This is a genomic window from Lentzea sp. NPDC051208 (assembly GCF_040682435.1).
GTDB lineage: Bacteria > Actinomycetota > Actinomycetes > Mycobacteriales > Pseudonocardiaceae > Lentzea > Lentzea kristufekii.
Window position 1 is genome coordinate 140,896 of record NZ_JBFBAW010000016.1, and the last position, 13,771, is coordinate 154,666.

General features: G+C 67.9%; 12 protein-coding genes and 2 tRNA genes. 5 read left to right on the forward strand and 9 right to left on the reverse strand.

Going from position 1 to position 13,771, the window contains the following annotated elements:
• Nucleotides 1-68: 68 nt before the first annotated feature.
• The 3 genes from AB0M48_RS33525 (at nucleotide 69) to AB0M48_RS33535 (ending at nucleotide 3,647) form a co-directional block, all read left to right on the forward strand.
• Nucleotides 69-2,348 (forward strand): RNA degradosome polyphosphate kinase, encoded by a 2,280-nt coding sequence (locus AB0M48_RS33525; RefSeq protein WP_363849543.1) that lies wholly within the window; start codon nucleotides 69-71, stop codon nucleotides 2,346-2,348.
• The gene (locus tag AB0M48_RS33530; protein WP_363849629.1) at nucleotides 2,348-3,265 is read left to right on the forward strand and encodes an NUDIX hydrolase; all 918 of its coding nucleotides are present in this window, start codon (nucleotides 2,348-2,350) and stop codon (nucleotides 3,263-3,265) included. The genes AB0M48_RS33525 and AB0M48_RS33530 overlap by 1 nt, the downstream gene beginning before the upstream one ends.
• Before the next feature lie 235 nt (nucleotides 3,266-3,500).
• The gene (locus tag AB0M48_RS33535) at nucleotides 3,501-3,647 is read left to right on the forward strand and encodes a hypothetical protein (RefSeq protein WP_363849545.1); all 147 of its coding nucleotides are present in this window, start codon (nucleotides 3,501-3,503) and stop codon (nucleotides 3,645-3,647) included.
• Nucleotides 3,648-3,672: 25 nt separating this feature from the next.
• Here the strand turns inward: AB0M48_RS33535 and AB0M48_RS33540 are convergent, their stop codons facing one another.
• The 3 genes from AB0M48_RS33540 to leuC all read right to left on the reverse strand — a co-directional run bounded on the left by AB0M48_RS33540 (nucleotide 3,673) and on the right by leuC (nucleotide 6,545).
• Nucleotides 3,673-4,347 carry an HU family DNA-binding protein gene (locus AB0M48_RS33540; RefSeq protein ID WP_363849547.1) on the reverse strand — a complete coding sequence of 225 codons (675 nt, stop codon included), beginning with the start codon at nucleotides 4,345-4,347 and terminating at the stop codon, nucleotides 3,673-3,675.
• Nucleotides 4,348-4,533: 186 nt separating this feature from the next.
• Nucleotides 4,534-5,136, reverse strand: coding sequence for a 3-isopropylmalate dehydratase small subunit (gene leuD / locus AB0M48_RS33545; protein ID WP_266042235.1), 603 nt, complete (start codon nucleotides 5,134-5,136; stop codon nucleotides 4,534-4,536).
• Between the two features lie 2 nt (nucleotides 5,137-5,138).
• Nucleotides 5,139-6,545 carry a 3-isopropylmalate dehydratase large subunit gene (leuC, locus tag AB0M48_RS33550; RefSeq protein WP_363849549.1) on the reverse strand — a complete coding sequence of 469 codons (1,407 nt, stop codon included), beginning with the start codon at nucleotides 6,543-6,545 and terminating at the stop codon, nucleotides 5,139-5,141.
• Between the two features lie 73 nt (nucleotides 6,546-6,618).
• Here leuC and AB0M48_RS33555 point away from each other — a divergent pair, with 73 nt between their 5' ends.
• The gene (locus AB0M48_RS33555; protein ID WP_176929766.1) at nucleotides 6,619-7,320 is read left to right on the forward strand and encodes an IclR family transcriptional regulator; all 702 of its coding nucleotides are present in this window, start codon (nucleotides 6,619-6,621) and stop codon (nucleotides 7,318-7,320) included.
• Nucleotides 7,321-7,850: 530 nt separating this feature from the next.
• Here the strand turns inward: AB0M48_RS33555 and AB0M48_RS33560 are convergent.
• From AB0M48_RS33560 to AB0M48_RS33570, 3 genes are all read right to left on the reverse strand, one after another.
• Nucleotides 7,851-7,923 (reverse strand) — tRNA-Glu (locus AB0M48_RS33560).
• A gap of 149 nt (nucleotides 7,924-8,072) precedes the next feature.
• Nucleotides 8,073-8,144: transfer RNA gene (locus AB0M48_RS33565), tRNA-Gln, on the reverse strand.
• Nucleotides 8,145-8,294: 150 nt separating this feature from the next.
• Nucleotides 8,295-9,032, reverse strand: a complete 738-nt coding sequence (locus AB0M48_RS33570; protein ID WP_363849551.1) for an HAD family hydrolase — start codon at nucleotides 9,030-9,032, stop codon at nucleotides 8,295-8,297.
• 377 nt (nucleotides 9,033-9,409) lie between these two features.
• Here AB0M48_RS33570 and AB0M48_RS33575 point away from each other — a divergent pair, with 377 nt between their 5' ends.
• Nucleotides 9,410-10,666, forward strand: a complete 1,257-nt coding sequence (locus tag AB0M48_RS33575; RefSeq protein ID WP_363849553.1) for an FAD-dependent oxidoreductase — start codon at nucleotides 9,410-9,412, stop codon at nucleotides 10,664-10,666.
• Here the strand turns inward: AB0M48_RS33575 and AB0M48_RS33580 are convergent.
• The 3 genes from AB0M48_RS33580 to cimA form a co-directional block, all read right to left on the reverse strand.
• On the reverse strand, nucleotides 10,656-11,315 hold the full coding sequence (locus AB0M48_RS33580) for a response regulator transcription factor (RefSeq protein ID WP_363849554.1): 660 nt from the start codon (nucleotides 11,313-11,315) through the stop codon (nucleotides 10,656-10,658). The genes AB0M48_RS33575 and AB0M48_RS33580 overlap by 11 nt on opposite strands.
• A gap of 67 nt (nucleotides 11,316-11,382) precedes the next feature.
• Nucleotides 11,383-12,141 carry a fumarylacetoacetate hydrolase family protein gene (locus tag AB0M48_RS33585; RefSeq protein WP_363849556.1) on the reverse strand — a complete coding sequence of 253 codons (759 nt, stop codon included), beginning with the start codon at nucleotides 12,139-12,141 and terminating at the stop codon, nucleotides 11,383-11,385.
• 17 nt (nucleotides 12,142-12,158) lie between these two features.
• Nucleotides 12,159-13,742, reverse strand: a complete 1,584-nt coding sequence (gene cimA / locus AB0M48_RS33590; RefSeq protein ID WP_363849558.1) for a citramalate synthase — start codon at nucleotides 13,740-13,742, stop codon at nucleotides 12,159-12,161.
• Nucleotides 13,743-13,771 lie beyond the last annotated feature (29 nt).

Below are 13,771 nucleotides of genomic sequence, written 5' to 3' on the forward strand. Positions count from 1 at the left end.
GTTCTGTGACGAGGAGTTCACCGAACGGACGTTCTGGTTAGGGGCGCTCACGGCGATAGTGCGCCACAATGCGTGACGTGAGCAAGGACGACAACGACGGTAAGGCGACACCCTCCCGACGCCGCACCCCGCGTGCGGAAGCGGAAGCGGCGACCCCGCGCAAACAGCCGCGCGCGGCCACCCGGCGAGTCTCGACGACCCGGGCGAAGGTCGAACGCGGTCCCACTGCCGCCGCCCCGTTGCGCGGCGTGCCTTCCGCACCGCCCGCGGTGACGTCCAGCGCGATACCGACCGACCTCCCGGACGACCGGTACTTCAACCGTGAACTGTCCTGGTTGGACTTCAACGCCCGCGTGCTCGCACTGGCCGAGGACTCCTCGCAGCCGTTGCTGGAGCGCGCGAAGTTCCTCGCGATCTTCGCCTCGAACCTGGACGAGTTCTACATGGTCCGGGTCGCGGGCCTGAAGCGGCGCGCGGAGACCGGTCTGTCGGTGCGCAGCGCGGACGGGCTCACGCCGCAAGAGCAGCTCGTGTCGATCTCCAAGCGCACGCAGGAACTCGTGGAGCAGCACGCCCGCACGTTCCTCGACCACATCCGGCCCGGCCTGGAAGAGCACCGGATCAGCATCGTGACGTGGGGCGACCTCACGGACTACGACCGGCTGAGGCTCTCCAACTACTTCAGCGCGCAGGTGTTCCCGGTCCTGACGCCGCTCGCGGTCGACCCGGCGCACCCGTTCCCCTACATCTCCGGGCTGTCGCTGAACCTCGCCGTGACCGTGCGCGATCCCGAGGGCGGCGGTGAGCGGTTCGCCCGCGTCAAGGTGCCGGACAACGTGCCGCGCCTCGTCCGGGTGGAAGGGGACCGGTCGTCGTCCTCCGCGACCTTCCTGCCGCTGGAGGAACTCATCGCCGCGCACCTGGGCGAGCTGTTCACCGGCATGCAGGTCATCGAGTGCCACGCGTTCCGCGTGACGCGCAACGCGGACCTCGAGGTCGAGGAGGACCGCGACGAGGACCTGTTGCAGGCGCTGGAACGCGAGCTCGCGCGGCGCCGGTTCGGTCCGCCGGTGCGCCTGGAGGTCGCCGACGACATGACCGAGCACATGCTCGAACTGTTGTTGCGGGAGATGGAGGTCGACCCGCACGACGTCGTGACCGTGCCCGGCCTGCTCGACCTGTCGTGCCTGTGGCAGCTCCACAGCATCGACCGCAAGACGTTGAAGGACCCGGCGTTCGTGCCGGCGACCCACCCCGCGTTCGGTGAGCGCGAGACGCCCAAGAGCGTTTTCGCGACCCTGCGCGAGGGCGACGTTCTCGTGCACCACCCGTACGACTCGTTCTCCACGTCCGTGCAGCGCTTCATCGAGCAGGCCGCGGCCGACCCGCACGTGCTCGCCATCAAGCAGACGCTGTACCGCACCTCCGGCGACTCGCCCATCGTGGACGCGCTGATCGACGCGGCCGAGGCGGGCAAGCAGGTCGTGGCGCTGGTGGAGCTGAAGGCGCGCTTCGACGAGCAGGCGAACATCAAGTGGGCGCGGGCGCTGGAAAAGGCGGGCGTGCACGTCGTCTACGGCCTGGTGGGCCTGAAGACGCACTGCAAGACGTCGCTCGTGGTGCGCCAGGAGGGCTCGACGATCCGCCGCTACTGCCACATCGGCACCGGCAACTACAACCCGAAGACCGCGCGGCTGTACGAGGACGTCGGCATCCTGACCGCCGAGCCGACGATCGGCGCCGACCTCACCGACCTCTTCAACGTGCTGACCGGCTACGCCCGCCAGGACGAGTACCGCTCGCTCCTCGTCGCGCCCTACGGCGTCCGCAAGGGCATCGTCGACCGGATCAACATGGAGATCGAGCGCGCGCAGGCCGGTGAGCTCTCGGGTGTGCGCATCAAGGTGAACTCGCTCGTGGACGAGCAGGTCATCGACGCGCTGTACAGGGCGTCGCAGGCCGGCGTGCCCGTCGACGTGGTGGTGCGCGGCATCTGCGGCCTGAAGCCGGGCATCAAGGGGCTGTCGGAGAACATCCGGGTGCGGTCGATCCTGGGCCGGTTCCTGGAGCACTCGCGCGTCTTCCACTTCGTCGCCAGCGGCGAGTACTGGATCGGCAGCGCGGACATGATGCACCGCAACCTGGACCGCCGCGTCGAGGTGGCCCTGCGCGTGGCCGACCCGCGCCTGACCAAGCAGCTGGGCGACATGTTCGAGTCGGCGCTCGACCCGCACACGCGCTGCTGGGTGCTGCGCCCTGACGGAGAATGGGACGCCTCGCCTTCGGACGGCTCGTCCGTGCGGGACCACCAGATGGAACTGCTGCACAGGCACGGAGCTCTTGGGTGATCAAAGCTGCTGGGGCGGTGCTCTGGCGCGATGCCGACGGTGACGTCGAAGTCGCGGTGGTGCACCGCCAGCGTTATGACGACTGGTCTCTGCCGAAAGGCAAACTCGACCACGGAGAGACCATTCCGGCCTGTGCGGTGCGGGAGATAGAGGAGGAGACGGGCTTCTCCTGTGTTCTCGGCCGCCATCTCCGCCAGGTGTCGTATTCGGTGAAGGGCGTGCCGAAGACGGTCGACTACTACGCCGCTCAGGCCGTTTCCGGTTCGTTCGTCCCCAATGAAGAGGTCGATCTGCTGCGGTGGCTTCCTGTCGCCCAGGCGTCGGAACTGCTGACCTATGAACCGGACCGGGACGTGCTGGCCGAGTTCGCCCGCCTGCCTGCGGACCTGCTGGTCGTTCTGCTGGTGCGGCACGCGAAGGCCGGAAAGCGGTCGGAGTGGAACGGCGACGACGACCTCCGCCCGCTCTCAGACGCGGGCTGGCGCCAGGCCGCGGCACTGCGCGCCCTGTTGCCCCTGTGGGCGCCGGTGCGCGTCCACACGGCGCCCAGGGTGCGTTGCGTGGACACCGTGCGGGGCGTGGCCGAGGACCTGGACGTGGAGATGGTCGAGGAGGCGCGCCTGTCCGAGGAGGGCTACTGGCCTGATCCGGACGCCGGCCTCGTGCGACTGCTGGAGGTCGCCACCGACGAGGGCCGCGCCGTCCTCTCCTCGCAGGGCGGCGTGATCCCGTCCGTCGTGCAGTCACTGGCCGAACTGGGCGGGCTGCGGCTCGAGGAGATCCCCTGCAAGAAGGGCAGCACGTGGGTGCTGGCCTTCACCAGGCCGTTCGGCACGTGGTCCACTTCGGACTCGCCTTCGCGCTGGCCAACCCTGGTGTCAGCGCACTACCTGGCCTCAGCGCTGGCCAGGCCCTAGATTTGGCCGCTGTGTTTATTGGCCGCTGCTCCGCAGCGGCGGCGAGTTCGCCGGGAAGTCGGCCGTCCAGCCGCCGCTTCGGCCCGAATCGCCTGCGGCGGTTGACCCGAAGAGGCGACTGGACGACCGACGCGAACTCGCAGGCGTGAAGCGTTATTTCTATTGGAGCGCCAGGCGTTCTCAGCCCCGCGTCGAATCCGCGAGTTCGCGCTGGTCGTCCGTTCGCCTCTTCGTCGTGATTCGGCGAAGCCCAATCACGGCGAAGCGGTGGGCGGACGGCCAGCTTCCCGGCGAACTCGCCGCCGTCTGCGGAGCAGCGGCCAAAAAACACGAAGGCCCCGGCGTGCGCACGCCGGGGCCTTCCGCGTTGTTGCTGAAGTGACGCAGCCTCCCTTGGGAGGCCCGTCTCACTTCTTCTTGGCAGCCGTCTTGCGAGCAGCCGGCTTCGCAGCCGCGGTCTTCGCGGCGGGCTTGGCAGCGGCGGTCGTCTTGGCAGCAGCCGGCTTGGCAGCGGCCGTGGCGCGCTTGGCCGGAGCCTTGGCAGCGGCCGTCTTGGTGGCGGCGGCCGTCTTCGTGGCGGTCGCCTTCGCGGGCGCCTTGGCAGCAGCAGCGGGCTTCGCCGCGGCCGTGGTGGTGCGACGGGTCGCGGGCGCCTTGGTGGCGGCCGCGGCCGTGCGGGTACGCGTCGTGGTCGTCGCGCGGGTCGTCGCGGCCTTGGTCGCCGGAGCCTTGGCAGCCGCGGGCTTCGCGGCAGCAGCGGCGGCGGGCTTCGCGGCGGCCTTGGCAGCAACGGCCTTCGGCAGCTTCTTCGCACCGCTGATGACGTCCTTGAACGTCGAGCCGGGGCGGAACGCGGGCACGTTGGTCTTCTTGACCTTCACGGTCTCGCCCGTGCGCGGGTTGCGCGCGGTGCGAGCCGCACGGGCGCGCTTCTCGAAGACGCCGAAGCCCGTGATGTTGACCTTCTCGCCCTTGTTGACGCTGCGGACGATCACGTCCACGAGGCCGTCAACAGCAGCACCGGCGGTCTTCTTGTCTCCAAGGCGCTCGGCGAGCGCCTCGATGAGCTGGGCCTTATTCACCGTCAGTCCCTCCCAGGACGCTCACGGCCCTAAGAGACGGGCCGACTAGAACGCAACGGTAGGCCCAAAACGCGAGAAATACCAATCGCCACGCCAGATTTTTCGTTGTGGCGTGGCTAATTGCGCCCCTTCGAGGGACAGGAGGTGCCGGATTCACCCCTGGAGAAGGGGGAATCCGGCCCCCTCTCAGACCGCCGGAAGCGGATCCGTTGTGGGCAGCCAAGTCTGGCGATTGCCCTCGAATGCGCTGATCTCGGGCTCGTGGCGCAGCGTCAAAGCGATGTCGTCGAGGCCTTCGAGAAGGCGCCAGCGGGTGTAGTCGTCGATCTCGAACGGGGCTACCAAGTCCTTGGCGCGAACGGTCTTGTCGGTGAGGTCCACCGTGACCGGCGTGCCGGGTTCGGACTCCAGCAACTTCCACAGCAGCTCGACATCGGACTGGCTGCACTGCGCCGCCACGAGACCCTGCTTGCCGGAGTTGCCCCGGAAGATGTCCGCGAACCGGGACGAGACGACGACGCGGAAGCCGTAGTCCATCAGCGCCCAGACGGCGTGTTCCCGAGAGGACCCGGTGCCGAAGTCGGGACCCGCGACGAGGACGCTGCCCGCCTTGAAGGGCTCCTGGTTGAGGATGAAGTTCTCGTCACCGCGCCAGGCGGCGAAGAGCCCGTCCTCGAACCCGGTGCGGGTCACGCGCTTGAGGTAGACGGCCGGGATGATCTGGTCGGTGTCCACGTTGGACCTGCGCAGCGGCACACCGACGCCCGTGTGGGTGGTGAAGGCATCCATGGTCAGTTCTCCAGGTCTGCGGGGGCCGACAGGGTGCCGCGCACGGCCGTGGCGGCGGCGACGAGCGGGGAGACGAGGTGCGTCCGGCCGCCCTTGCCCTGCCTGCCCTCGAAGTTGCGGTTGGAGGTCGAGGCGCTGCGTTCGCCGGGCGCGAGCTGATCCGGGTTCATGCCAAGGCACATCGAGCAGCCGGCCTGCCGCCACTCGGCGCCCGCGTCGAGGAACACCTTGTCCAGACCCTCGTCCTCGGCCTGCTTGCGCACCCGCATCGAACCGGGGACGACCAGCATCCGTACTCCTGAAGCGACGTGCTTCCCCTTGATGACGTCCGCCGCGGCACGCAGGTCCTCGATGCGCCCGTTGGTGCAGGAGCCGAGGAACACCGTGTCCACGCGGATGTCGCGCAGCGGCGTACCGGGCTCGAGGCCCATGTACGTCAGCGCCTTCTCGGCGGCCACGCGCTCGTTCTCGTCCACGATCTTCTCGGGATCGGGGATGTTCGCGCTCAGGGGCAGGCCCTGGCCGGGGTTCGTGCCCCACGTGACGAACGGGGTGAGCTCCGCCGCGTCGATGGTCACTTCCGCGTCGAAAGTCGCGTCGTCGTCGGTGCGCAGCGTCTTCCAGTATTCGACGGCCGCGTCCCAGTCCGCGCCGGACGGCGCGTGCGGGCGACCCTTGATGTAGTCGAAAGTCGTGTCGTCCGGTGCGATCATGCCGGCGCGGGCACCAGCCTCGATCGACATGTTGCAGACCGTCATGCGCGCTTCCATCGACAGCGCTTCGATGGCGTCGCCGCGGTACTCGAGCACATAGCCCTGTCCGCCACCGGTTCCGATCTTCGCGATGACGGCGAGGATGATGTCCTTCGCCGTGACGCCCTCGCCGAGCGCGCCGTTGACGTTGATGGCCATCGTCTTGAACGGACGCAGCGGCAACGTCTGCGTCGCCATCACGTGCTCCACCTCGGACGTGCCGATGCCGAACGCGAGCGCACCGAACGCACCGTGGGTGCTCGTGTGACTGTCGCCGCACACCACCGTCATGCCCGGCTGCGTGAGGCCGAGCTGCGGGCCGACCACGTGGACGATGCCCTGCTCGAAGTCGCCCATCGGGTGCAGCCGCACCCCGAACTCCGCGCAGTTGCGCCGGAGCGTCTCCACCTGCGTGCGCGACACGAGATCCGCGATCGGCTTGTCGATGTCGACGGTCGGAACGTTGTGATCCTCGGTGGCGATCGTGAGATCGGCCCTGCGCAGCTTGCGGTTGGCAAGGCGAAGCCCGTCGAACGCCTGGGGACTGGTGACTTCGTGCAGCAGGTGGAGGTCGATGTAAAGCAGGTCCGGCTCCGCACCACTTCCGTGGCGCACAACGTGTGCCTCCCACACCTTCTCCGCGAGCGTGCGGCTCATCGCGACATCTCCCACATCATGGACGCGCCGACAGATCTGGACTTCTCACTGTCTGGGAAGTTAGTATCGGCTTGTGGGACAGCATAGCGGGATCGGCGTGCTGGACAAGGCAGTGGCCGTGTTGAACGCCGTAGCAAAAGATCCTTGTGGCCTGGCCGAGTTGTGCAACCGCACCGGCCTCCCGCGAGCGACCGCACACCGCCTGGCCGTAGGCCTCGAGGTGCACCGGTTGCTGCGCCGAGGCTCCGACGGCCGCTGGCGCCCAGGCGCGGCTTTGGCCGAACTGGCAGGCGGCGCAACGGACCCGTTGCTGGACGCCGCTTCCTCAGTACTGCCTCGCCTGCGCGACATCACAGGCGAGAGCGTCCAGCTCTACCGCCGCGACGGTATGCAACGAGTCTGCGTCTCCTCGGCAGAGCCCCCATCGGGCTTGCGAGACACAGTCCCGATCGGTGCCAGGCTCCCGATGACAGCGGGCTCAGGCGCCAAGGTCCTGGCAGCGTGGTCGGACCCGGGCACCCAACGCGCCGTCCTGGCGGACGCCGTCTACGGCGAACGCACCCTCCTGGAAGTCCGCCGCCGAGGCTGGGCGCAAAGCGTGGCAGAACGAGAACCAGGCGTCGCCTCAGTCTCAGCCCCGGTACGAGACTCAGCAGGCGCCGTAGTGGCAGCAGTCTCGGTCTCAGGCCCCATCGACCGCATGGGCCGCCGCCCAGGGGCCCGCTGGGCAGCAGACCTACTAGCAGCAGCCGAGGCCCTGCAAAGCCGCCTCTAAAGCACCAACGCACACCCCAGGCCGCCCTCCCCCAGTGGAGGGCGGCCTTCGCACTTCCACCCACGACACGCCGCCGATCCCATACGACACGCGGCAACGGCCACCTCAACAGGCACAGGCCCAAACGGCCCAACGCACACGAAGAGGCCGCCACGACAAGGAGGGAAGGCCGGAGAGACGCAGCTGGCGGAGCGAGGCGCCCACGAATACGGCAGCTCATGACTAGATGGCTATGTTGCGCGGGACACGAGATTGCTTGGTGTCAGCGAATAAAGGCCCGCAGTGCCAACGAAGAATGCACACGACAGCAATTGGGTGATCACCGTCACGCACTCACAGGACGAGCGAAGCGAGGCCCCCAACCCATTCGCGAGCGAAGCGAAGCGCTCACCAAACGGTCATGGCCAACACTCACGCCGGGGGTCCGGGGGCGGAGCCCGCCGGCTGGGGGTCTGGGGGCTCGGCCCCCGGAGGACACATGCGAAAGAGGCCTGTCTGCGCACTCCGCAGACAGGCCTCTGACACCTCTGTAGCCCCGAAGGGATTCGAACCCTCGCTACCGCCTTGAGAGGGCGGCGTCCTAGGCCGCTAGACGACGGGGCCCTAGAACTTCTTGCTGGTTTGAACCTTATCAGATCATTCTGTCCGGTCCAAATCCGGCTATTCAGTTCTTCTTACTGCTGGGTCTTGCTTTGGGTCTTACATTTTCAGCAGCTCCGGAAGCGTACCCGAGGGTAGTTCTTCCTTCGCAGCTGGGGTACCAGGACTCGAACCTAGACTAACTGAACCAGAATCAGTCGTGCTGCCAATTACACCATACCCCATTGGCTTTGACGATCGACTTCGTTGTCCCGCGGGAGTTCCGAGGTCCTCGTTGCTGCCGAGAGAAATACTAGACCACGCCCCCGGCAGAAGTGAAATCGGCCCCCACCTGAACGCATCCGCGCAGGTGAGGGCCGGTCTCGAAGGTGAACTCAGGCGCTGGCGGTGGAGAGCTCGCACACGAGGAGCTCCGGCAGTTCCGCGAGGGTCGTGATGGACGACAGGCCCGCGGGCAGTGTGCCGCCGGACGGGCCGATGCGGTTGATCCAGACGCCGTGCATTCCGGCGTCCCGTGCGCCGATGGCGTCGGCGTGCAGGCGGTCTCCCACGTGGACGGTGTCGCCGGGCGGGACGCCCAGTGCCAGGCACGCGGTGTGGAAGATCACGCGGTCCGGCTTGGCGCACCCCACCTCACCGGCGATCAGGACGGCGTCGAAGTACTCGGCCAGGCCGAGCTGGGCGATCTTCACGCGCTGGTGGCGGCCCGAGGCGTTGCTGATCGCGGCGATAGGGAGGCCTGTCGCGCGGAGCCAGTCGAGCATCGGGATGGCGTCCGGGAACAGGCACCAGCCGGCGGAGAGGACCTCCTGGCGGCCGAGTTCGCGGCGGGTCGCTTCCTCCAGCGTCAGCTCCTCGCCAAGAGCGGCGAAGAAGGCCTGCGTGCGGATGTTGCGCATCTGCTCGTACTGGAGTTCACCAGCGAGCTGGCGGGACACGTGGTCGTCGGTGATCCTCTGCCACAACGACCAGGCGTCGGCGTTACCGACCATCGAGGCCAACGCGGCTCGCGAAGAAGCGCTGTAGTCGACAAGTGTGTCGTCGACGTCCAGGCACACAGCGCGGATCTCGCCGGTTCTCTTACGCGTGAAAGTCGGGGACGCAGTTGTCACCCCGGAAGGTTAGGTGCGTGGGGGCCTCGTCCGATTCGGCTAACGAGGTGATTCCTACAGGTCCTTGCACGATCAAGCAGACCTTGAGGCCCCGAACGAACCAGTGACACTCCTCCGAGCGCCGAATGCAATCGCCCGGTCGAGTGTTGTTCGGCAACACAACGCTCCCCGTTCGCGCCTGCCGTTCCGGGAGCGCGACACCATAGCTCGGACCACGACATTTCGCACCAGTCGCAACCTTTTCGAGGCCTGGTCCACCAGACAGTCCACAGTGGATTGACCGACGAGAGCCAGGCCACTCGGAACCCGGCTTGACGCACGCCGCGACTGCGAGCATGCTGGTTTTATTCAACACAGGTTGAAAAGAGGGGATCGACATGGAGAGGACAACCTGCCTCGTCGTCGGCGGCGGGCCTGCCGGAATGGTGCTGGGACTGCTCCTGGCCCGCGGTGGTGTCGAGGTCACGGTGCTCGAGAAGCACGGTGACTTCCTGCGCGACTTCCGCGGCGACACGGTGCACGCGTCGACGCTCACGCTGCTGGACGAGCTGGGGCTCGGTCCCGCGTTCGAGCAGGTGCCGCACCAGGACGTCGACAGGATGGAGGCGCTGCTCGACGGTGGCGCCAAGGCCACGATCGCCGACCTGTCCCGGCTGCCGGGCCCGAACAAGCGCATCGCGATGGTGCCGCAGTGGGACTTCCTGGACCTGCTGGCGGACGCGGGCAGGCTCGAACCGACGTTCACGCTGCGGATGAACACCGAGGTCACCGCGATCACCAAGAGCGGCAACAAGGTCACGGGCGTGCAGTACCGGGACCGCGTCGACGGGCACGAGGGCGAGTACGCCGCCGACCTCGTCGTCGCGGCCGATGGACGGAGCTCGATCCTGCGCGCGGCCGTGGAACTCCCGGTCTACAGCTTCGGCGCGCCGATGGACGTGTGGTGGTTCCGCTTGCCGCGCAACGAAAGCGACGCCATCAAGGGTGGCGCCGGAAGGTTCAGCGCCGGCAGCGCGCTCGTCCTCATCCCACGCGGCGAGTACTTCCAGTGCGCCTTCCTGATCCGCAAGGGAACGGACCAGACGCTGCGCGCCGAGGGTGTCGAGAAGTTCCGCGAACGCGTCGTCACGCTCGTCCCGTGGCTCGCGGACCGGGTAAACCACATCACCGACCTCGACGAGGTGAAGCTGCTGGACGTGAAGCTGGACCGGCTGCGCCAGTGGCACGTCGACGGACTGCTGTGCATCGGTGACGCGGCGCACGCGATGTCACCGGTCGGTGGCGTGGGCATCAACCTGGCCGTGCAGGACGCGGTGGCGGCGGCGACACTGCTCGCCAAGCCGTTGCGGGAGGGCCGGGTCACGAGCGCGACGCTCGCGAAGGTGCGCGGGCGCAGGCTCTTCCCGACCGCGGTGCTCCAGACCCTGCAGCGGGTGATCCACCGGCTGTTCCTCGGCCGCAAGCTCAACAGCACCGCGACGGTCTCCCGCACGGGCGTGCCGTTGCCGCTCAAGATCGTGCAGAAGCTGCCGTTCCTCCAGGTGGTCCCGGCCTACGTGGTCGCGATCGGCCCACGCCCCGAGCACGCGCCCGACTTCGCGAGGAGGGATCCGCAGACGATCGTCAGGTCGTGACGAACGCCTCGGAGCTCTCGCCGAGCACCATCGCCACGGCGTGGGCGCGGTCACGGGCGCCGAGCTTGCGCAGGATCGCCTTCACGTGGGTCTTCACGGTGTCGTTGCTGATGAAGAGCCGCTGGGCGATGCGGGCGTTGTCCATGCCCTTCGCCATCTCGGCCAGCACGTCGAACTCCCGCGCCGACAGCCGGCCGAGCGACGCGGGAGGCGGCATCCGCGCCGGTAGGCGCGCGAGCGATCCCACCCGCGCGTCGATCGTGGCGGGAGCACCCCGCACCGCGGCCGCGATCAGCGGCAACAGCTCGGCCACGGGCGAGGTCTTCAGCAGGTAGGCCACCGCGCCGGCGTCGAGCGCCGCGCGGGCCCAGCTCGGACTGTCCGCATCGGACAGAACGACGACGCGGGCGCCCGGCCGGTACTGCGCGGTGTCCCGCGCGGTGCGCAGCGGTCCGGCGCCCGGTACGTCGAAGTCCGTGACGACCAGGTCCACCAGTGTGCCGCGCAGGCTGCGCGCAGCCTCGGCCACGGTGTGGGCGATGCCCACAACGCGGAAGCAGTGCGTGCGGTGCAGCGAGAGCCGCAGCCCTTCGGTGATGAGCTGCGATCCGTCGACCAGCAACACTCGGGTGGACGCCTGGTCCGTCATGACACCGGGAAGTTACTCGCGGGTACCGCGATGCGTAACCTGCCGGACGCCGGATTGCTCCGTACGGCTACCTATTTGCGACCGGATTGGTGAGCGTGCCGAGGCCGTCCACAGTCACGGAGACCGTCTGTCCGGCCCTGATCGGCCCGACACCGGCCGGAGTGCCGGTGAGGATGAGGTCGCCCGGCAGCAGCGTCATGATGCCGGAGACGTACTCCACGAGTGACGGGATGTCGTGCACCATCAAGGAAGTACGTCCGTCTTGTTTGACTTCCCCGTCGACCTCGGTGACGACGCGGACGTCGGAGGGGTCGAAGTCGGTCTCGATGAACGGACCCAACGGGCAGAACGTGTCAAAACCCTTGGCACGCGTGAACTGCACGTCCTTCTTCTGCAGGTCGCGAGCCGTGACGTCGTTGGCGATCGTGTAGCCCATGATCACACCGGCGGCCTTGGCCTTCGGCACGTCGCGGCACGGCTGGCCGATGATGACGGCCAGCTCGCCCTCGAAGTCGACGCGCTCGGACACGGCCGGCAACTTGATCTCGACGTTCGGGCCGACCACCGAGGTGTTGGGCTTGAAGAACAGCAACGGCTCCGCGGGAACCTCGTTGCCGAGCTCCTTCGCGTGGTCGGCGTAGTTCCGGCCCACACCAATGATCTTGGTGGGCAGGATGGGGGCGAGCAGCCTCACGTCCGCCAGCGGCCACTTCCGGCCGGTGAACGTGGGCGTGCCGAAGGGGTGTTCGGCGATTTCCGCGGCCTCGTCGCCTTGGACGGCGACGAAGGCCACGCCTGCGGGATGAGCAATTCGGGCGATGCGCACGGAGCCAGTTTACGAGGTCAGCCACTTCGCATGGATTTGTGCACCAGCGCGTCGCAGAGCGCCAGCCAACTCGCCTCCACGATGTTCCCGTGCACTCCGACCGTCGTCCACTCGCGCTCGCCGTCCGTGGACTCCACCAGCACGCGCGTCACGGCGTCCGTGCCGGGGTGCTCGGTGAGGATGCGCACCTTGTAGTCGGCCAGTTCCACTGCGTCCAACCAGGACAGGTGCGGCAACAACGCCTTGCGCAGCGCCGCGTCCAGGGCGTGCACGGGCCCGATGCCCTCGGCGGTGGCGATGACCCGCTCCCCCGCCACGTGCACCTTGACCGTGGCCTCGGACACGATCTCGCCGTCCGACCGGTGGTCGAGCACGACCCGGTAGGACTCCAGCGTGAACGGAGGAGTGTCCAGTTCGGACAGCTCGGCGCGCAGCAGGAGCTCCATCGAGGCGTCGGCGGCCTCGAACGACCAGCCCTTCGCCTCCAGTTCCTTGACGCGTTTCAACGCGCTGCCGACCTCGGTCCCCCGGCCGGCCAGGTCGAGCCCGAACTCACGTCCCTTGAGTTCGATGCTCGCCCGACCGGCCATCTCGGTGACCAGCACCCGCATGTCGTTGCCGACGGTGTCCGGATCGATGTGGTTGTACAGCTCCGGATCCACCTTGATCGCGCTCGCGTGCAGACCCGCCTTGTGAGCGAATGCTGACGACCCGACATAGGCCTGGTGGGTGTCGGGTGCGATGTTCGCGATCTCGGCCAACGCATGGGAGACACGGGTGAGCTCGGCCAGTGCCCCGATCGGGAGCACCTCCATGCCGAGCTTGGTCACGAGGTTTCCCACGACGGCGAACAGGTCCGCGTTTCCTGCTCGCTCGCCATAACCATTGGCGGTGCACTGAACGTGCGTCGCGCCCGCCTGAACGGCCGCGAGGGTGTTCGCCACCGCGCAGGACGTGTCGTCCTGGCAGTGGATTCCCACTCGGAAACCGGTCTTCTCGACGACCTCCGCGACCGTCTCCGCGAGCCCCAGCGGCAACTGCCCGCCGTTCGTGTCGCACAGCACGACGACGTCCGCACCACCCTCCACAGCGGACTCCAGCACGCGCAGACTCGTGTCCGGCGAGAAGGCGTACCCGTCGAAGAAGTGCTCGGCGTCGAGAAAAACGCGCCTTCCGTGGTCCTTCAGGAACCGGACGGTGTCGCGCACCATCTTCAGGTTCTCTCCGGAGTCCGTGCGCAGCGCCCGTTCGATGTGCCGGAGGTCCGACTTGGCCACCAGCGTCACCACCGGCGCCTGCGAGTCGAGGAGTGCCTTGACCTGCGGGTCTTCCTCCACCTTGACCCCGGCCTTGCGCGTCGCCCCGAACGCGACCAGCTTGGCGTGCTTCAACTCCAGATCACCGGCCGCCGCCCGGGCGAAGAACTCCGTGTCCTTGGGCATGGCGCCGGGCCAGCCGCCCTCGATGAACCCGACGCCGAGCCCGTCCAGCAGCCGCGCGACCGCGAGCTTGTCCGTGACGGAGTACGAAATGCCCTCACGTTGTGCGCCATCGCGCAGCGTCGTGTCGTAGACGTGGAATGCGTCGGTCGGGCCGGCCATCGGGGTCATCTCCTCTTCCGGGCAAACAA

Coding starts and splice junctions, on each gene's coding strand:
- AB0M48_RS33525 (WP_363849543.1), top strand. CDS start 69: ATGCGTGACGTGAGCAAGGACGACAACGACGGTAAGGCGACACCCTCC.
- leuD (WP_266042235.1), bottom strand. CDS start 5,136: ATGGATGCCTTCACCACCCACACGGGCGTCGGTGTGCCGCTGCGCAGG.
- AB0M48_RS33575 (WP_363849553.1), top strand. CDS start 9,410: ATGGAGAGGACAACCTGCCTCGTCGTCGGCGGCGGGCCTGCCGGAATG.
- leuC (WP_363849549.1), bottom strand. CDS start 6,545: ATGAGCCGCACGCTCGCGGAGAAGGTGTGGGAGGCACACGTTGTGCGC.
- cimA (WP_363849558.1), bottom strand. CDS start 13,742: ATGGCCGGCCCGACCGACGCATTCCACGTCTACGACACGACGCTGCGC.
- AB0M48_RS33580 (WP_363849554.1), bottom strand. CDS start 11,315: ATGACGGACCAGGCGTCCACCCGAGTGTTGCTGGTCGACGGATCGCAG.